The 19,770-nt window shown below is 39.3% G+C and carries 12 protein-coding genes; 5 read left to right on the top strand and 7 right to left on the bottom strand.

Annotation, left to right across the window (positions count from 1 at the left end; translation table 11 throughout):
- The first annotated feature begins 14 nt into the window (after positions 1 to 14).
- The 3 genes from ACFE90_RS13065 (at position 15) to ACFE90_RS13055 (ending at position 3,351) form a co-directional block, all read left to right on the top strand.
- A complete protein-coding gene (locus tag ACFE90_RS13065; RefSeq protein WP_375501099.1) occupies positions 15 to 2,018 on the top strand; it encodes a glycosyltransferase in 2,004 nt (667 codons plus the stop codon).
- Between the two features lie 192 nt (positions 2,019 to 2,210).
- Positions 2,211 to 2,921 (top strand): PIG-L deacetylase family protein, encoded by a 711-nt coding sequence (locus tag ACFE90_RS13060; RefSeq protein WP_375501097.1) that lies wholly within the window; start codon positions 2,211 to 2,213, stop codon positions 2,919 to 2,921.
- A 103-nt stretch (positions 2,922 to 3,024) separates the two neighbouring features.
- Positions 3,025 to 3,351 (top strand): STAS domain-containing protein, encoded by a 327-nt coding sequence (locus ACFE90_RS13055; protein WP_375501095.1) that lies wholly within the window; start codon positions 3,025 to 3,027, stop codon positions 3,349 to 3,351.
- Positions 3,352 to 3,394: 43 nt separating this feature from the next.
- Here ACFE90_RS13055 and ACFE90_RS13050 read toward each other — a convergent pair whose 3' ends face one another.
- Positions 3,395 to 4,585: a SpoIIE family protein phosphatase gene (locus ACFE90_RS13050; protein ID WP_375501093.1), complete on the bottom strand. Its 1,191-nt coding sequence runs from the start codon at positions 4,583 to 4,585 to the stop codon at positions 3,395 to 3,397.
- Between the two features lie 146 nt (positions 4,586 to 4,731).
- Between ACFE90_RS13050 and ACFE90_RS13045 the strand changes: the two genes are divergently transcribed.
- Entirely contained in the window at positions 4,732 to 5,148 is a 417-nt protein-coding gene (locus tag ACFE90_RS13045; RefSeq protein WP_375501091.1) for an ATP-binding protein, read from the top strand.
- A gap of 3 nt (positions 5,149 to 5,151) precedes the next feature.
- Here ACFE90_RS13045 and ACFE90_RS13040 read toward each other — a convergent pair whose 3' ends face one another.
- The 6 genes from ACFE90_RS13040 to ACFE90_RS13015 form a co-directional block, all read right to left on the bottom strand.
- Positions 5,152 to 7,542, bottom strand: a complete 2,391-nt coding sequence (locus ACFE90_RS13040; protein WP_375501089.1) for an ATP-binding protein — start codon at positions 7,540 to 7,542, stop codon at positions 5,152 to 5,154.
- Between the two features lie 5 nt (positions 7,543 to 7,547).
- A complete protein-coding gene (locus ACFE90_RS13035) occupies positions 7,548 to 8,072 on the bottom strand; it encodes a Rab family GTPase (protein ID WP_375501087.1) in 525 nt (174 codons plus the stop codon).
- A gap of 50 nt (positions 8,073 to 8,122) precedes the next feature.
- Positions 8,123 to 10,318, bottom strand: coding sequence for an OmpA family protein (locus tag ACFE90_RS13030; protein ID WP_375501085.1), 2,196 nt, complete (start codon positions 10,316 to 10,318; stop codon positions 8,123 to 8,125).
- 131 nt (positions 10,319 to 10,449) lie between these two features.
- Positions 10,450 to 11,106 (bottom strand): hypothetical protein, encoded by a 657-nt coding sequence (locus tag ACFE90_RS13025; protein WP_375501083.1) that lies wholly within the window; start codon positions 11,104 to 11,106, stop codon positions 10,450 to 10,452.
- A 261-nt stretch (positions 11,107 to 11,367) separates the two neighbouring features.
- Entirely contained in the window at positions 11,368 to 16,092 is a 4,725-nt protein-coding gene (locus ACFE90_RS13020) for a response regulator (protein WP_375501081.1), read from the bottom strand.
- A 79-nt stretch (positions 16,093 to 16,171) separates the two neighbouring features.
- The gene (locus ACFE90_RS13015; protein WP_375501079.1) at positions 16,172 to 17,479 is read right to left on the bottom strand and encodes a hypothetical protein; all 1,308 of its coding nucleotides are present in this window, start codon (positions 17,477 to 17,479) and stop codon (positions 16,172 to 16,174) included.
- 974 nt (positions 17,480 to 18,453) lie between these two features.
- On the opposite strand from ACFE90_RS13015, the gene ACFE90_RS13010 reads away from it, so the two are divergent.
- Positions 18,454 to 19,770 (top strand): ABC transporter substrate-binding protein (locus tag ACFE90_RS13010; RefSeq protein WP_375501077.1); only part of this gene is annotated, 1,317 nt, incomplete at its 3' end.

Here is a 19,770-nt window from a genome sequence, read left to right as displayed (position 1 = left end):
TTACTGGTACTAACATGACTTCAGTTTCTCTTGTTGATAATTCCTCAAACTTTTCCGGTAACAGTCGCTCATCACTCAAAAAAAGAACGCTGTTGTTTCGCTACCTGGCAGAAATAAATTTAATTTTTGGGATCTGGTATTTGCAATGGCGCATCACCCATTCCATCAATTTTGATGCCCTCTGGATCTCAATTCCTTTACTGATAGCAGAAATTTATAGCTATTTCGGTGGTGTAATGTTTGTAATTGGGTTGTGGCGTCCTTTAGTGCGACAGATTAAGTCTCTCGACCAGATGATCCCATCTATACCCAGATCGGACTGGCCAACAGTGGATGTATTTATCACCTGCTACAATGAGCCGCCGGAAATTGTCGAAGAAACTGCCAAAGCTGCTCTAGCAATAGATTATCCGCCAACCAAGTTATGCGTTTATGTACTGGATGACGGTAACTCGGCTGATATACGAGCTATGACAGAAAGATTGTCTATCGAGGATTTACAGTCACCACAACTACAACGAGAAGCGAATCGAATTGATGCAGAACACTCTAGCTTGTTGGAGCGTCTGAAGCAACTGGAAAATTTTACACCTAATACTCAAGCTGCTGAACAATGGCTGCAATCATCAGAATCGGTGGTTAATCAATTTGCTACCGAATTTGTCCAAAGTCTACGACAGTTTATTCTTTGGTTACCTCCACAGCATCAAAGTATAAGCGATTCTCCTGCAAAGACGCTACGCGAACGTTTAAATACCGAACGAAAAGCCTTAGAAGCAGCTATTCGCAAAAAAGAACTGGAACTGGTGGAACTCTCCCGATTTCGCTACATTGCTCGTCCCAAGACCCCTGGTGTAGCGCATCATGCTAAAGCAGGGAACATCAATTATGCAATTTTTTCTGGAGAAACGGCAGGAAGTTTTATTGTTACTCTAGATGCTGACCACATTCCCAAGCCAAATTTTCTCAAGCGAGTTTTGCCTTATTTTTACACCTATAATCTTTCAACAGGAAAATACAACCAGAATCAAATTGCTTTTGTACAAACTCGCCAGGATTTTTATAATATTCCTCCAGGCGATCCTTTTGGACATCGAGCAAATTTATTTTATGGTCCACTTCAACAAGGTAAAGATGGCATGAATTCTGCGTTCTATACTGGCACAAATGCGATATTGAGACGTGAAGCATTAGTTAGTGTAGGGCTGCAAAATTTTGCTGATGAATTTGCCAAAGATGAAAAACGTTTAGATGAATTTCATTTAGTTGGTGGGGTATCGAGTAATAGCATTACCGAAGATATGAATACAGCCATGCGTCTGCATAGTGCTGGTTGGAAATCTGTTTATCACAATGAACTTTTGGCAGAAGGTTTAGCGCCAGATGACTTGAGTTCTACTCTTAAACAAAGGCTACGCTGGGCACAAGGAACTATTCAAGTACTAGTAAGAGAAAATCCACTGACAAAATCAGGGCTAATATTTTGGCAGAGGTTGCAATATTTTCAGACGATGTATAGTTATTTTTCAGGTTTTGCAACTCTGGTTTTTATTTCTTGTCCAATTATCTATTTTTTTACGGACATTGTTCCAGTTAAAACCTACGGGTCTGACTTTGCCATACACTTTTTCCCAGCTTTTATTATCAACCGTCTCACTTTCATGGCAGCTACTTGGGGTATTCCAGCTAGAGAAGTTTGGCGTTCTGAACAATATGCGATCGCTTTATTTCCCTTATTAATCCAAGCCGTATGGAGTGTGTTCACGGGACAAAAACTCAATTTCCAAGTAACACCTAAGCAACGCCAATCCGGGATTTATCTTCGGCTCGTTTGGCCACAACTGCTTGTCTTCGCCCTCACTATTTTAGGAATATTGTGGAGTGTTTACCGCTTTGCGATTGGTCATCTAAATAATCCTTTAGTTCACTTATTAAATAGTGTATGGGCTATCTATAACTTGTTACTTTTGTGGGCTATCATCCGCGCATCTGTTTGGCAACCTTCAAAAGAAGCCTAAGAGGCTAGTACCACAAGGCGGAAGTCACGCATTCAAACGTCAAAAGGCTTGAATTTTGGGTTTTTTGGCTGTAATGAAATGGTAGGTTTATTTCCGCCGACCTGTGCTACTAAAGAAAGCAGGAGAAGAGAAGGTAAATAATAAATAACTCATAACTCCTGAGTTGCAAATCCAATTTAGAAAAAAACAGCTATGAACACTTATTCAGACTTAAACAACTTTGGTGGGCGAACTGTCTTAACAATTTATGCTCATGCTGATGATGAAGTTCTACCTGCTGCTGGCACTCTCAGTCTGATGTCCAAGGCAGGCTGGAATGTTCGTTGTTTAATTTTGACTGATGGCAGTCTTTCTAGTTCGCCTATTAAGGGTACACGTCATCAAGAAGCAGATGCAGCTGGGAAAATCATCGGTGCAACTTATGAGTTTTATGCACTTGAAGAGTATAATTTCTCAACACAAGCAGTGATTAAAGTTACTGAAGAAGCTATTAGGCGTTGGCAACCGGATCTGATTATTACTCATGCACCACAACCTGAAAAATATGGACATAGAGATCATGAAGTGTGTGCGATCGCAGTTTCTAATGTTGCTACTCGCAAAAACATATCTTTATGGTATTCAGCACCACCTGTTTTTTTGCGTGGTTTTGAACCTAACTTTTTTGTAGATATCACCTCTGTAATTGAGGAAAAAGTTGCAGCTATCGGTTGTTATGAATCAGAGCTAAATAAAGCATTTATGCAACTTGACGCTATACTAGTTTTATCTCGTTTTTGGGCACGAGAGTTAGGTCAAAAAGATGGTTATTTTGAAGCTTTTGAAATTTCTAGGCAATGTGTAAATGCTAGCTACTTTACTGCAATAGCAAATAATAGCTACCAAGCAATTCAACACAGTTAATTGCATATTAAACCCAAAACTATTACTTTCTCTATTGCGGTTTGCTTAGGTCGATGCCAAAATATAAATACATATTCTCAAGCCCAATAATAGGAAATAAACCATGAATTTGAGTGTAACAGTTCTAGAATTATCTGGAATTTTAGATGGAATTAGAGGGAATGAACTGCGTCGTGAAATTAGCGAAATTTTGGCAAATGGAGCCGATATTTTGTTAATTGACATGAAAGAAGTAAAATTTATCGATAGTTCTGGTTTAGGTGCTTTAGTATCAGCAATGCAAATGGTGCGAAATGCTAATGGTAAACTTTTTGTCTGTTCTATCAACGATCAAGTCAGGATGTTGTTTGAATTGACTAAAATGGATAGAATTTTTCAAAGCTTTGCTGACCAAGAGGAATTCAATCGCCAAGTATTGGCAACACAGTAATCAGATAGAGAGTACAAAATTTGAATATGCATATTTGACTATTTTAGCCAAAGTTAACTTTTACCAAAGATAAGTCATCATCAAGATTATCTTGAGCATTTAAGGTGAGAATATTTGCTAATAGTTGATTTAGGTTGCAGGTATCTTCCAGGCTATATTTCGTTAGTAAGTCAATGAAAGCATCAATACCCCAAATTTTGCCATCTGACTGATTAATTTCATAAGCACCATCACTAAAGATGTATAAAGTGCTGTTTTCTTCAATATCAAAAACAGCATCCTCAAATTTGACATCAGGTAAAAAACCAATTGGTAAATCTAAAGAACTTAACTGTTCAACTTGGATGCTTGTTGTAGAGGTATTAGATAACAATAAAGCTGGTGGGTGTCCAGCGTTGGCATAAATGAGTTGACGTTTAAGGCGGTGATAAACTCCATACCAAATTGTGAAGTATTTATCACCGTGCTTCGTCATTTGGAAGGCATGATTGAGCGCTTTTAAGACTTCACTGGGTTGACAAAAGTTAGTGTTCGGTAGAGATTGCGATCGCAAAACATTCTGCACAGATACAGATAGGAGGGCTGAACCCACCCCATGACCTGATACATCTAACAAATAAATTGCCAAATTATCCTCGTCGATCCAATGATGGTCAAAGCAATCTCCCCCTAGCTGTGCTGAAGGAATAAACAGATTTTCTGTAGTTACTGCTCCTACAAGTGGTGAGGGTAAAAGCGATCGCACATAATCAGCAGCCTCAGCTAATTCTGCTTCCAAAATTTGCTTTTGGGTTTGTAAATCTTGATTTAGTGTCTCCAAAACTTCTTTTTGACTTTGTAAATCCTGATTTAACTGGTGTAATCTTAGCCCTGCTCTTACCCGTGCTTTCAATTCATTCATTTCTATTGGTTTAGAAACAAACTCGTCTGCTCCAGCATCAAGTCCCTTAACTCTATCTTCCTCCTCTCCTCGAGCTGCTCCCCTAGCAGTCAATAGAATAAAAAAAGTAGTTGCCAATTCTGGATCTGCCCTAATTCGACGACACACTTCTAACCCATCTAATTGAGACATCATCCAGTCACAAATAATCAGAGCAGGACGTAGTAATTGTGCTTGTGTAATTCCTTCCTCGCCATTTTTGGCTACACTGGTATCATAACCCTGATTTTGGAGTGTTTTTTTCAGTACTGTTCGCACTATAGGGTCATCATCAATAACCAGAATTTTAAACATAAATTGAAGCTAAGTAGAATAAAAAGTGATTAATTGCTTTCATTAAACTTATATTAAATTTAATTTTAAATGTATAGTGAAAATACTCAAATTAAATAAATTAGTTACGGAATATGATCGGATCAAAATATTTTATTGGTTAAAAAGTGAAAAATAAAATTTCTCTAAAAGTCAACACAGACCTGACAGCCTCGCCTCAAGTCTTATCTTGGTTCGAGCAGATTAATCAACCACCTATCCCCGATAAAAAAACTTGGTGGCAATGTCAAACTCTGATGATGGAAGGCTTTACAAACATTGTGGAACATGCTCACAGAAATTTACCTATTGAAACTCCTATTGAAATAGAAGCTGTACGATTAGATGAATACATAGAAATTCGCATTTGGTCTCAAGGCGAACCCTTTGACTTAGAGCAGCAGCTGCAACAAACATCTGAATTTGAGGAGAATGAGCAAGAGCGCGGACGTGGTTTAAAAATCATGTCTGCCATTGCCGACAAGTTGAGTTATGAGCCGACAGTAGATCATCGTTACTGTTTATTTATTAGTAAATATTATTAAAGTTTAGGAATTAAGAGTTCTGCTTAAAAATTCTTGGATGCGTTTAACAAACTCTTCTAACTCGAAAATTAAGTTAGTAGTACCTCGGCGCTCTTGATTGATCGCTAGTTGTTCTAATTTTTCTGCTGCCAGATACATAGTTGTAACTCCCATATTCGTACTAGCACCTTTAATTTGATGGGTTTCAAGCGCTAGTTGATTATAGTCGTGGGTTGCGATCGCTATTTTAATTACCTCTAGACGAGGTTGAATATCTTCAACAAATAATTGTAGTAATTCCAATTCAAATTCTGAGTTGTTTTCTGAGAGTTGATGCAAGCGTTTCCAATCAATTGGCAGCTCAAATGAATCTACATCTATTGTAGAAACTGTCTGTTCCAAAACATCTGTTTCTTTTTCCCTAAATATCGCACCTCCCCAACGCTCTAGCGCCGCAGCCAATTTTTCTTTGATTACTGGCTTGCTTAGATAGTCGTCCATTCCGGCATCTAGACACATTTGTTGATCTTCTTTCATGGCATTAGCTGTCATCGCAATTACTACAGGACGACGACCACTGACAAAGCTACTTTTTGGCCAACGATGAATTTCTTTTGTGGTTTCTAAACCGTCGAGAACTGGCATTTGGCAATCCATCAGAATTAAATCGTAGGGAATTTTTTCTAATAGCTGCAAGGCTTCTTTTCCATTACCAGCGACATCAGCACTGTAGCCCAGACTTTGGAGTTGCTTCAAGGCTATTTTCTGATTTACCAGATTATCCTCAGTTAAGAGAATTCTTAATTTATGGGGGTCAAGAGACTGGTAAGAAGACACAGGGTAGCTTTTACGCGCGGACAATAAAAATAACTCTTGACTCTTGACTCCTGACTCCTCTGGAATAACAGAAGCGGCAATCGTAAAGTAAAATGTACTACCTACACTAAGCTCACTTTCAACCCAAATTCTGCCACCCATTAACTCGCACAGTTGCTTACAGATAGCAAGACCTAAACCAGTACCGCCATACTGTCGAGTAATGGAGGAGTCAACTTGACTGAAAACTTTAAATAAACGTTCAAGGCGATCGCGTGGAATTCCGATGCCTGTATCTTTAACACTAAACTGAATTTCCTCAGTATTTGCAGTAGAAGAATGATTAATATCGCTATTCTTGCGGGTTATAACTGAAACTTCTATGCTTCCAGTTTCGGTAAATTTAATAGCATTACTGAGTAAATTAATCAAGACTTGGCGCAGTCTGGTGATATCTCCCACAATTGTATTAGGAAGTTCAGGAGTATCTAAAAATGTGAGTTTTAAACCTTTTTCTCTAGCTGTAGGCCCAAGCATATAAAGAGCCTCATTAATACAGTTTCGCAAACCAAAAGCTTCCTCTTCTAATTCCAAATTACCTGACTGGATTTTGGAGAAGTCAAGGAAATCGTTAATAATTTTGAGCAAAGAATTTCCACTGTTATAAATGGTTTCAACAAACTCTTGCTGTTCATCAGCCAATTCAGTATATAGCAACAAACTGGCCATACCAATTACCGATGCAATTGGAGTCCGAACCTCATGGCTAATCATCGCTAAGAATTCCTGTTTAGCAAGTTCAGCCTGCTTTCGTTCAGTCATGTCTCGCAAAATGTAAACATAACCTTGAAAATGTTCAATTTCTGTCTTCACTATTGAGGATGAAAAAGCTACGGTAATTGTTTTCCCACTTTTGGTATAGCAAATGCTTTCCACCTCTTTTACTAAAGGACTTATGTTTTGATTATGGGTATCAATACTTTCAATATCCCTAATCATTAATTGATAGTTATTGACTTCTTTAATCACTTTGGTGATAGGTTGACCGATGAGTTCTATTTCGCTATATTGCAATAAGTTTTGTGCAGCATAATTGATTTTTTTTATTTCACCTGATAGCGTAGTCACTAATAACGCATCTGCCATTGATGTCACAATTTGGTCAATATATTGTTTGGAAGCCTTTAAGTTACGTAGCAAAAGATTTGCTTCATTTGCACCTTGAAATAAAGATTGCTCAAGAACCATCCGTTCTGTCGCATCTTCAATAACAATGATTAGTCGATTGCTAAAATGGTTTTCTGGGATATTATTAGTAATACGAATATCAATATATAAAGGAGAAGCCGTATCTTGCGATCGCATAATTCCCTTTAATTCAAAATTATCTTGCTTTCTCTGCCGAATTGCATCAAAAACATCTTCAAGTCCCTCTAATTCAGGAAATACAATCCGAACATCTTGACCTGGCTTAAATTCATTAGGAATATCAGCAAAACGATTTAGTCCCAAAGACATCTCTAGAATCTTGAAGTTCTCATCAATTATCAAATATTCAATACCACATACAGATAATAAATTATTAACAAATGAGTTCATGTTCATTAAATTAAATGAGTTGCTAAATTTTGAAATATGTTATCAACATTATTGCCAGTTTTGGCTGAAGTTATATATGTATCTAATATATTAGTTTTATTTGTGAATTGATACATTTGACGGATGTTTTCTAAATACTCGGCTGCAATCATATCTGATTTATTCAGTGCAACAACAATATAGCTTTTAGGATTAACAGCTAAAAAAGTTTGAATATGATCCTGAATATGATAAAGCGTTTCTGTTTGTGTCACATCACCAACTATCACAGCACCTTTAGAACATTGAAAATAATTTTTAGCAACTGCCTTAAATTTATTACTACCTTCTATATCCCAAATTATCAACTGTAAATCTTGTACACTAAATAGGTGTTTTTCCGAAACACTAACCAATTTACGAGAGATTTTTACTCCTACAGTTGAAAGATATTCGTCACTAAATTGAGACTCAACAAATCTGCGAATTAGACTAGTTTTTCCAACACCAAAATCACCAAATAAACATATTTTTTTAGAAATTGTAGACATAGTTGGGTTAAAGTAGGGAATATTTTATATAAATCATAGCTACTACAAACTTAAAATTGCTTGTTTATCGCTTCTAGAGCGACACAGCGACTTAACCATAAGGGGTGAGTTACATCAATTCCTGGTGGTAAATTTGTCCTACCAATGACCTGTAGACGAGATGGCTCGATACCTAATTTAATAAGTGCTTGTTGTACAGCTTTTGCTCGCGCCAGTGCCAATTTTTGAGATTTGTTCACGCCAGTACGATCATAACTATAACCAATAATTTTTAAATGCTTATTTGGGTGCTGATTGAGGAAAAACTTGACCTGTTGAACCTTGTGTAGTGCGTCTGCTTTCATTAAACTCGCTGAGTCGGGTTGAAAGTAAAATCGAACTTCAATCTGTGGGGGTTGTATTCGCACCGCACTAGACACAGATTTTACGCCTGGAATTTGTTCAAATGCATGAGCAATAATCTGAGCATCTGCAATTCGGTTGACTGTTCCTTTAATAGCTACTTTACCAGCGATGTATTGAGCGGAAATTGCTATATCATCAGTCTGATTTAAAACTGCTGTGATTCGTTTGACTTCAGCAGCAGCTAATACAGGATCTGCTGGTACTTCTACTAATAAAATTTGATTATCAATTAACCAATTAGGAGAGGTAATTTTAACAATTTGCTCGGCTTTATGGCGAAGAAGTTGATTAGGTAATCGTCCTGTTAATTTTAATTTATTGTGTTCTACTTGTACAGTTAGCCGATATACGGCTAGTTCTGGAACAGAAGTTAGAGCCAACGAAGTTTGATTTTCAATGGCATGTATAACTCCACTACGGTATTGCCAAATACCCCAAGGAATGAGAATGGTGCTGATAACTGTTAAGCCTAATACCAGTAGAGGTGATATTTTTGTTTTATTTTTATCCTGAATATCTGTATCTTTCAATTGTTCTAGAAGTGTATGAACTTCCAGAGGAATTAAATCTGGATCGCCGTCAAATCTTTCAATTAAATCACCATATTTCTTAACAATTGTGCTGAAAATTTGCCGCATTTTGCAAATAAAATTTTTGCTTGGTTCTCCTCGCACAACAATTGCTAAATAACAGTATCCTGCAACTTCTAAAATTATTTTGGATGTCCCATATTCAATTGCATCTAATTCTGTTATGCTTCCAGATTGATTGATGCAATCATTGGCAAAGCTGCGAATTGCTGTTAGCATTCCTGCTACCATTTCAGCCTCTAGCTGCTCTACATCAGAATGCTGAATATCTGAAATGACTAAACCAGATGCTTTATGAATCAAGAAAATGGCTTGAATTGTAAATGGTAGAGCTTCTTTAAAAATTAATTCTGCTTCAGAAACTCCCTGTAGTTTGGCACGAATTTTACGTTTGATGCCTTCAATGCTGAGGGTTTCTTCAACTTGTCGGTTAATGGCACGGATTGTCTCTGCCATATATTTGGCTATGGTACTACCAATAATTGGGTAGAGTGCATCCACAACAATATTCTGTTCAATTTCAATTTGCTTTTTTATAGCTCGTCCCATTGCAGGAGCGATCGCATCTGAAACTTCTTCTGGAGCTATAATAATCTGCTGGGAAATAGCCAGAGGAATAACAGGTGCGATCGCCTCACTCATGCTAATTTTATTCTGTTCAGTGCGACTGCGGATAGTCTGATCGAGAATAGGAGCAATTATCTCGATAATTTCCTCTCTTGACTCTGTAATCTTCAGCCTTAAAAGCTCAGAAATGCACGGTAGCAGTAGATTTATTAGCTCTTTAGAGTCATAAATTTGATTCTCTATTTTTGCTAATTTTTGTTCAATTTTAGCTGTAATATTATTTATTTCTGCTAATTCATATCCGACCAATATTTCCCGTAACTTTTGCAATGCATCCTCTGATTTATCTAATGTTTCTTCAAATTGTGCAACCATTTCAAGAGATTCTTCTAATTCTTCTTGAGTAGTTTGTGAGGAATTAGATATATTTTGAATAATATTAAAATTCGATTCTAAATAAGCTTCACATACTTCTAATGTCACTGGAGCAAGTTGCAGAAATTCAATTTCTTCTTGAATATACTCATTTTTATTATCAATTTCTGGTGGTAATAAAGAACAAGATTGCTCAGGTAAGTCGATAATTTTGAGTTCGATTAGCAAATGCAGCAAATTGTCAAGCTCTCCAGCTTTTTCTGGTTTCAACTCAACAGATTGATAAATCGAATTTTCCACCTGAGTCATCCTTTTAAGAGTGCTGAGTTAGGAATTAGGAGTAGAGACGTGATTAATTGCGTCTCTACGGGAGTTAGGAGTTAAGAATTTGGAGTCATTATCTTCCCCATCCCCTCATCTCTCCTTGCCTTCTAACTTAATTACGAATGTAATTCTGCTGTACTGTTAGAGTGAGTTAACACTTTTGACAACTTTGTAGTTTCTAGAAGTGGTACAGCAGTATATTCATCACTGCGTTCATCGGCTGCTTCTCGCAATTTAGGAATAAATTCAGTTTCTTTCAGACGCATTCCCAAGGCAAACAAAGTTTCAGCCATATCGTCTTTAGAAACTTTAGCGTCTGTCAACTGCGAGAAGCGTCGATCTATTTCTTCTAAAATCAGATCCCGTAATGCCGTGACATCATCTTGTAATTGGACTTTCGTTTGAAAGATTTCATCTCGAATCGAGGTAGTTTGGCTATCTAACGTCTCATCAAGCGATTGAACGCTACTAGAGAACTTTTTATTAAGTCTATCAACCTGTTGCCGTAAGTCAAGAGTTTCTTCTTGAGTTGCTAGGTTGAGTGACTTCAGCTTTTTATCCAGCGCCTCAAACCCTGCTTTTAGTTCAGCCGAAAAGTTGGACTTGAGTTGATCGACATGCGATCGCATCTGTTGTTGCAGGAGAGATATATCTGATTCCAGCTTGTTAAATCGATTTTCGTACTCTCTTAGCTGTGTTCCAAGAATAATATCGCGGATCTGGTCGATATTGCCAAGCCGTTCTCGTACATCGTCTTTACTCATCTGACTCATTAGGAAAGCCTCACATTTCGGTAATCAATTGGGAATAGAAGATGATGCATTTAACTGAACATCTAGGCTAAAAATTCTCAGCTTCTGATGCAGCTAACTCACCGAATATACTTTTTTTAGTACATCAAAGTTATTATTCCCAGTTGTTCACAAGTTCTATCTGGAAAATAGGAAATGAGTAATGAGAAATGAAAAATATTTATTTTTCATGCTTACTCAGAAAAAATCGCTATCGTTAATTTATTAAGAAATATTATTTTTTCAGTTTTTGGCGTTACTATCTTTACAGATTAAAAACTCTTGGATGCGTTTAACAAACTCTTCTAACTCTGAGACTAAGTTAGTAGTACCTCGGCGCTCTTGCTTTTTCGCTAGTTGTTCTAGTTTTTCTGCTGCTAGATGCATAGTTATAGCTCCAATATTGGCACTAGAACCTTTAATTTGATGGGTTAGGAGCGCTAGTTGCTCAAAGTCATGATCAGCGATCGCTATTTTAATTACCTCTAGATGAGGTTGAACATCTTCAACAAATAATTGTAGTAGTTCCAATTCAAATTCTGAGTTGTTTTCTGAGAGTTGATGCAAGCGTTTCCAATCAATTGGCAGCTCAAATGAATCTACATCTATTGTAGAAACTGTCTGTTCCAAAACATCTGTTTCTTTTTCCCTAAATATCGCACCTCCCCAACGCTCTAGCGCCGCAGCCAATTTTTCTTTGATTACTGGCTTGCTTAGATAGTCGTCCATTCCGGCATCTAGACACATTTGTTGATCTTCTTTCATGGCATTAGCTGTCATCGCAATTACTACAGGACGACGACCACTGACAAAGCTACTTTTTGGCCAACGATGAATTTCTTTTGTGGTTTCTAAACCGTCGAGAACTGGCATTTGGCAATCCATCAGAATTAAATCGTAGGGAATTTTTTCTAATAGCTGCAAGGCTTCTTTCCCATTACCAGCGACATCAGCACTGTAGCCCAGGCTTTGGAGTTGCCTTAAAGCAACTTTCTGATTTACCAGATTATCTTCAGCTAAAAGAATTCTAAGTTTGGGGAAGTTAGGGCCATGAGAATAATAGTTGCTCTTGTTTTCGTAATTTTTGACTTTTAACTCCTGACTCCTGAATTCTAACTCCTGAATTCTGACTCCTGAATTCTGACTTCTGAATTCTGACTCCTCTTGTTCCATCTGTCTTCCTAAAATACTTATGATGATATCGAGGAGTCGGGACGGCTTAACAGGTTTGACCAAATAACCTGCAAATCCTATTTTTAGCGCCCGTTGGATTTCATCCCGTTGATTAGTAGAGGTAAGCATAATCAAAGGCAAACTAGCGATCGCTGAATTTGCCTTAATTTGCTCTCCTAAAGTCATGCCATCTATTTCTGGCATCTGCATATCAATCACAGCAATGTCATATAAAATTTTCTGCTTGGCAGCCTCCTGAATAGCTTTGAGGGCACTAGCAGCCGAGGCAGCCTGATCTACAATCATCCCCCAACGAGTAGCTTGATGGTAGATGATTTTGCGATTAGTAGTATTATCATCCACTACTAACAAGCGCCGATTAGTCAGAAGTCCGCGTTCGCTTTCTGACGAAATAGAGTGAATTTGCTTGGTAAAAGTTACTTCAAACCAAAACTTAGATCCTTTGCCCAACCGACTTTCTACGCCAATTTCTCCTCCCATTAAGCTCACTAGTTGCTTACAGATGGCTAATCCCAAACCTGTGCCGCCATATTTGCGGGTGGTGGAAGCATCTACTTGGGTAAATGGCGTAAAGAGTTTGCATTGGTCTTCAGAGGTAATGCCAAGACCAGTATCTGTGATCGCAAAATAGATGGTGACTGTAGTAGAGTTTTGCGATCGCAATTCTGCTCGTAGTACTACCTCTCCATTACTGGTGAACTTGATCGCATTGGTAATCAGGTTCATGAGAATTTGCCGCAGGCGGCCAGCATCGCCTTGCAGATGGGTGGGGACATTGGGATAAATTAATGCGGCAATTTCTAATCCCTTATTATGGGCTGGAGGAGCCAATAATTCTAACACCTCTTCTACACAGGTGGATAAGTCAAAATCTAGAGTTTCTAGAGCCATTTCCCCAGCCTCAAGTTTGGATAAATCCAAAATTTCGTTGATTAGGCTTAAGAGGGCGTCTCCACTAATCCGAATTGTTTCAATAAAATCGCGTTGCTCCGAGTTTAAAGGAGTTTCTAACATTAAGCCTGTCATGCCCAACACAGCATTCATCGGAGTTCGGATTTCATGGCTCATGTTCGCCAAAAAGGCACTTTTGGTTTTAGAAGCTAATTCAGCTTGATGACGGGCAATTTCGAGTTCTCGTCGCTGTTGAGTTTCTGCGTTTAACATTTGGGCTTGGGCTAAGGCAATACCTACTTGATCAGCTATTTGTCGTAAAAGATGAGTTTCAAAGCTAGACCATTGGCGGTAACTGCCGCATTGATGGACAATCAGCAAACCGCAGAGTTCTTCTTTGACCAGAATAGGTATGACCAAATTGGACTTTACCCCAAATTGTTGCAGTAATTCCATCTGGCTTTTTTGGACTTCAGTTATATCCAAGTCAGCAAGCTCCAGATTCCGTTTTTGCCGATACTGCTGTAGATAGTACTGCTGTGTATATTCCGCTTGAAAGTAAGCATCGACTAGTTCTTTGTCTTTGATTGCCAGCCAGCCAGAAACTACTGCCTCAACGATAGTGACTCCAGATCCATCTGCCAAAGGTTGATAAATCAAAACTCGATCGCTATGGAGAATTTTTTGTACTTCCGTAACAGTGATTTGAAGAATTTCTTTGATTTGCAAAGACTGACGAATCTTGAGGGTGATTTCAGTAAATAATTGCGATCGCAAATTTTGGCGTTGAAGTTCTTCTTCTGCCTGCTTGCGCTCAATAAACTGCCCTACTTGCTCACCAATAGAATTCATGACTGTTGCCAAATCTGGATCAGGTTGCTGGATTTCATGACTAAAGCAGGTAATGACACCGAGGATTTTTTTACCACTACGGATTGGAAAACCGAAAGCTCCGTGCAGTTCTGCTTGAGCAGCGATTTGAGAGCGGACGAAATACTGATCTTTAACGACATCAGCGATCCAAACAGGTTCAACACTAGCCCAGACACGACCAGGCAGCCCAATTCCTGGTGCAAACGTAGTCTGCCGACTTAAGATGTCAAATTCTTGCATCTTGTAGGATATTTTATACCATGAATTTAGCAATGACAGTAGATTTGCTTGCTGATCTACTATCCAAAATTCACTTAAATTCCATCCCAAACTTTCGCAGATTCCTTGCAGAATTTGGGGCATAGCTTCGTTGATTGTAGTTGACTCTGCTAAGACGCGTGTTGTAGCATACTCTGCTTTCAAATGTTGTTCAGTTCGTTTACGTAAACGAAGTTCCTCGGAGACATCACTGATATCGATACCTGTGCCAACAATGTATTCAACGTCCCCCCCATAGTCTTGCAAGGTAGTGTTAGCCCAGGCAATCAGCCGCCGACTGCCATCCTTAGTTAGCCAATAGTTTTCGTATTTGTTAGGGCCTTCACCAGCTCGCAACTCCTTAAAAACTGCTTTAACTGGCTCTATCTCTTCAGGAAGTAAAAACAGGTTCCAGAAATGCCTTCCTTTCACCTCATCAAATGAGTAACCAGTTGTTTGTTCACAAGCTTGATTGAAGCGAACGATTTGCCCTTGTGTGTCAACAACTATTACCAAAGCGCTGGCTGTATCAAGGACTGCTGAGATAAAGTTGCGTTCTGTGTTTAGTGTCTCCTCTGTTAATTTACGCTCTTTTACCTCACGAGAAATGAAATAGTAGACTATAGCCAGAATCAGAAACCCTAGAGAAATAGCAAAGGCAAGTGTCAAAAGCGTGTTTTTAGCACTGGCTTTTGCAGCTTGTAACTGCTGTTGAAGCAACTTTTTATCCTCATTCTCTATCTCATGGATGGTCTTGTGGATATCATCCATGATATTTTTTCCCTGATTTGTTTGGATTACCTGCAATGCCGCCTCGAATCCCTGAGTTTGACGCAGGTATATAGTCTGCTTGAGTATGGCAAATTTTGCAGCTATCAAAGATTCAAGGGTTGCAAACTGCTTTTTTTGCCTAGGTTTATCTGTAATTAAATCCTTCAGTTGTGCAATTTTTGGATCGATGTTTATAACTACTGCTTGATAAGGTTCCAGATAACTTTTTTGTCCAGTGATGATATAACCGCGATGTCCAGTCTCAGCGTCCTTCATCTCGGACAGTAATTCTTCCAGTTTATTAATTTTCTCGTGGGTTTCTTGTATCTGATTATTAGTATTAATCAATCTGCGTGTGTTTTGATAAGAAATCACGCCAATTAAAACTAAAATTGCTGATGCTAACCCAAACCCTCCAGCTACTTTTTGAAAAAATTGTTTGCGCGCCTTCTGCGTCTGTTTACGTGTATGACTCGCTAATACTAAACTTGCTAAAGTACGCCGCATTTCTAGTTGCTTGATTACCTGGCGACCTAAAATTCGTAATGCTTCAACTTGTTCTGAAGAGAGGTTTCTTGGTACACGGTCAATTACGCAAAGTGTTCCTAGCGCATATCCTTCAGAGTTAGTCAGTGGTACACCAGCATAAAATCGAACATTAGGGTCAGAGGTGACTAGCGGGTTTGTAGCAAACCTTTCGTCTTCTGTGGCATCAGGTACAACAAAAACCTCAGGCTGCATAATAGCATGGGCGCAGAATGCCACATTTCGGGGTGTTTCTAGGGCATCTAAACCAACTTTTGACTTGAACCACTGGCGATCGCTATCAATTAAACTGATTAAGGCAATAGGAGTTCCACAAATATATGAGGCTAAACGGGTAAGGTCGTCAAAGACAGCTTCCGAAGGAGTATCGAGGATTTTATACTCCAAAAGAGATTCGATTCGCTGTACTTCATTATCAGGTAATGGTGCTTTCATTCTTAAGTCTTATTCCATTTTAAATTTTAGATTTTAGATTTTAGATTTTAGATTATTTATAGGGTTTACCTCCTGCCTCCTAAAATTTGACCCGCAACTGCCCTGTCAAGGAATTACCATCGTAGGCGCTTCCCCCTGTTTCTTGATTTCGGACATTGCTAAAGCTATAGCCAAGGTCTGCCTCTATATTTGGTGAAATCTTTACTGTACAGCGCGTTTGATAGGTATAGGCGTTGTCAAATTTTCCTTGAAGTCGCTGCTGTCCTAAGTTGGCAGCGAGGCGACAGCGTAATAAATTAGAAATATCTCCTTCCCAAGCCACCTCAGCGTTATAAACTAGGAAATCTGGTGGAGAAAAATAGCCACTTGTGCGTTCTAAATTGCGATCAAAACTCCAATTGAATAAGTTAGCTGCCAGAGAAAACTGTCCAAACTTGCGCTCTAGCCTACTAAATGACTGCACCTCGGAATTGCTATCGTTGTAACTGCCCAAACGTAATGATGAAAACAAGCTAGTGTTACGGTCAATCTGCCAATATAAATCAGGCCCAAATCGCCAAGCAGTAATTTGATTGTCTAAAGTTCGGGCATTAGATTTATAAGGCCCTTGTTCTAAATTACCTGATAGTATTACTACCGATAGCAATTGACCGGATGACGAAACTCGTGGCGGCGAAATAGGAACCTCCACCTTAGCATTGAGATTGATAGCTGTAGGTAAACGATTGAACACATCGACTCCGGCTGCTGTTTGCAGAGTCACTTGCCCAATTTTTCCCTGCCATCCAACTTGCAAGGGAAAATTAGTAACTGATTCAACACCGCGTTGCTCAAAGAAGTTAAAACCTGTCTTGATAAATATTTTATTGCCATTATTCAATCGAAACTGAATCCTTGGTTCAAAGAATAAATTGGTTTGGCCAAAGTTGTCTGTGTCATAGCGATAGTCCGTATAAATACTTTCCAAAACTGCATCCGGCTTTCTTGGTTCGCTAGAAGTTGTTGGTGAATTAGAATTCTGCGGTGATTCAGTGGAAGTTGTTGGTGGGCTAGAATTCTGCGGTGGTTCGGGTAGCGCTGGCGGTAATTGCAAATCAGGATTGAAGTTTTCGGGTGCCGCCATCAAAATAGGTGTTGGCTTTAATCGATAGGGGGGCATTTTAAGCGTACTTTCCTCCTGCCTCCTGAATTTGGTGACTTGCTTAGTCAATTCTGAAGGTGATTTCCAAGTCTGATGTGCTTGGGCAGCTTGTAACTTAGCTTCTGATAATGTCCAAATACCTACGCTACAGATTATTCCCAATTGAATCTGTAGGTATCCTAAAATCATCTCAGTGTACAAACTATATCGAGAAACAAAGAAATAATGTCTAAAATTATCTGCCATAGGTCGATACTATAGTTGTAAATGAAAAACTTGCTGCCAAAGAGTTTTATGGCTGCAAGCTGATGTATTTGGCTTGGGATTATAATGCCCACAAAATATGCTTGTTAAGACATGACAAAGAAAAAAGCTGTTACTGAAGGCAACGATGAACGGGGGCACCCCAAATGTCTAAAACATAGTTTGTCATTGCGTTCGCTCTTGGCGTTCCCACAGGGTAGCAATCGCAACATCCGTACTTTGGCGATTGCTACCCTGCGGGTTCTCCAGAGGAGTACATTCCGCTCCTGTTACGAGACGCTAGCGCGTTAAGCGAAGCTATGCCGAAGGCGTTGCCTCTCGTAGACAAAGCTTTACGCTTCATACCGTTTGGGAACGCCAGAGGCGAACGCAATGACGACTCATTATCTTAATAGATTTGCTTGCATTGGGATGCTCCCGCGATGAACTCCAGATTTAAGAGAGTTACTGGGTGTATCCCAGTTTTATTATTCGATGAAATAATAAAATTTAATATGTCATTGCGTTCGCGTAGCAAGCTCCCCAAAGGAGTACACTACGAATCTTGAATTATTTATGCCGCTCTACTTAGCTCCAAAAGTATTAAATTTGAACAAGATCCATGCTTGGACAGGCTACGCCTGCGCTCAGAACTACAACAGAAACCGACACAATACGGTGCAACAACTAGTAACACGTACAAAAATAATTCTCCTAGCGTCGGAGGGGAAAAATATAGGTAAATTGCTCGAATATTAGATATAAGTCTAAATATGGTTAGTTTCTGGCAAAATCGATGCCTTGAAACTAGCGATAAAGAGTTGTCTATTTTTGGCGTTGCAGATTGATATTAAGTTTATTGACTTGCTTGTTCATTACTCAAGAATTTTGATGAAGAATAATATAAAACAATTTTTTTTCAGATAATTTATGCTTTTATTTCTGAATAATTACCACTAGCGATCGCTACATTTATAATGTTGCACCGAAAGCCAATAAAGAAGTTACAAAAATTTATCCAAAAACAGAGTTATTTACATATAGGGGTTTTCCTAGGAACTCTGTTGAGCATCATATTGTTCAGTTGGGTAGCACTCTCACAGCAACCAGTTACCCTCAATCTGTTAATGACTGCTCCTGATGCCGAACCTTGGAGGCAAGGTTTGATTAGAGACTTTGAGGCTGAGAACCCAGGTATTCACATTAACCTGGTTGAAGGGCCGAATGCCACAAATTTGCTCGAAGACCTGTATACCTCATCTTTTATCTTAGGTGAATCCCCTTATGACCTGATCAATATGGATGTTATCTGGACATCCAAGTTTGCTGCTGCTGGATGGTTGCTACCTCTAGGCGATCGCATTTCTAAACAGGAGTTGGGAGCATTTTCATCGCAGGATGTAGAAGGGGGACGTTATCAAGACAAGCTGTACCGCATTCCAGTGCGTTCCGACGTGGGAATGCTCTACTACCGGGAAGATTTAATCAAACAAGCAGGATTGCAACCGCCAGAAACATTTGATGATTTGATCCGAATTTCTCAAGTCTTGCAGAAGAAAAACCAGGTGAAGTGGGGCTATGTTTGGCAGGGTCGCCAATATGAAGGACTTGTGGCGATGTTTGCAGAAGTTCTTGATGGCTTTGGTGGCTTCTGGGTTAATCCCAACACCCTCGAAGTTGGACTAGATCGACCAGAAACATTACGAGCCATTGAGTTTCTGCGTAGTACTATCAGGGAAGGCATTTCTCCTCCTGGAGTCACGACCTACCAAGAAGAAGACACCCGGCGCTTGTTTCAAAGTGGTCAAGTAGCGTTTTTACGCAGTTGGCCTTATGCGTGGCCTTTAGCTCAGGCAGAAAATTCGCCAATCCGAGGCAAAATTGCGATTAAACCGATGGTTCATGCTCCTGGGCAAACGGGAGCAGCAAGTCTTGGGGGCTGGGGTTTAGGGATTTCTAAAACCTCTAGACATCCCGAAGAGGCTTGGAAAGCAATTCAATATTTTACCAGTCGAGAAGCACAGCGCCGATTTATTTTCAGCGCAGGCTATGTGCCAAGTCGCCGGGATTTGTTTACAGACCCAGAGATTGTTGCTAAATACCCCCACTATCCGCAATTATTGGAGGTCGTGGACAATGCAGTTTTACGTCCGCCGATCGCCCAATATGCTCAGACATCAGATATTTTGCAGCGTTATCTTAGCGCTGCGTTATCGGGTAGGATGAATTCGGAACGAGCAATGCAAGCTGCGGCGGCTGAAACACGCCGACTGCTAGGGCAGGGAGCAGGGGGC

It is taken from the genome of uncultured Nostoc sp. (assembly GCF_964245445.1).
GTDB lineage: Bacteria > Cyanobacteriota > Cyanobacteriia > Cyanobacteriales > Nostocaceae > Nostoc.
The sequence above is the reverse complement of the archived record's forward strand: the minus strand, read 5'-3'. Positions and strand labels throughout refer to the sequence as shown.

Bases quoted from the DNA above. Each gene is read 5' to 3' on its own strand.
- ACFE90_RS13025 (WP_375501083.1), bottom strand. From the start codon at position 11,106: ATGAGTCAGATGAGTAAAGACGATGTACGAGAACGGCTTGGCAATATC.
- ACFE90_RS13060 (WP_375501097.1), top strand. From the start codon at position 2,211: ATGAACACTTATTCAGACTTAAACAACTTTGGTGGGCGAACTGTCTTA.
- ACFE90_RS13065 (WP_375501099.1), top strand. From the start codon at position 15: ATGACTTCAGTTTCTCTTGTTGATAATTCCTCAAACTTTTCCGGTAAC.
- ACFE90_RS13050 (WP_375501093.1), bottom strand. From the start codon at position 4,585: ATGTTTAAAATTCTGGTTATTGATGATGACCCTATAGTGCGAACAGTA.
- ACFE90_RS13055 (WP_375501095.1), top strand. From the start codon at position 3,025: ATGAATTTGAGTGTAACAGTTCTAGAATTATCTGGAATTTTAGATGGA.
- ACFE90_RS13030 (WP_375501085.1), bottom strand. From the start codon at position 10,318: ATGACTCAGGTGGAAAATTCGATTTATCAATCTGTTGAGTTGAAACCA.
- ACFE90_RS13020 (WP_375501081.1), bottom strand. From the start codon at position 16,092: ATGAAAGCACCATTACCTGATAATGAAGTACAGCGAATCGAATCTCTT.
- ACFE90_RS13040 (WP_375501089.1), bottom strand. From the start codon at position 7,542: ATGAACTCATTTGTTAATAATTTATTATCTGTATGTGGTATTGAATAT.
- ACFE90_RS13015 (WP_375501079.1), bottom strand. From the start codon at position 17,479: ATGGCAGATAATTTTAGACATTATTTCTTTGTTTCTCGATATAGTTTG.
- ACFE90_RS13035 (WP_375501087.1), bottom strand. From the start codon at position 8,072: ATGTCTACAATTTCTAAAAAAATATGTTTATTTGGTGATTTTGGTGTT.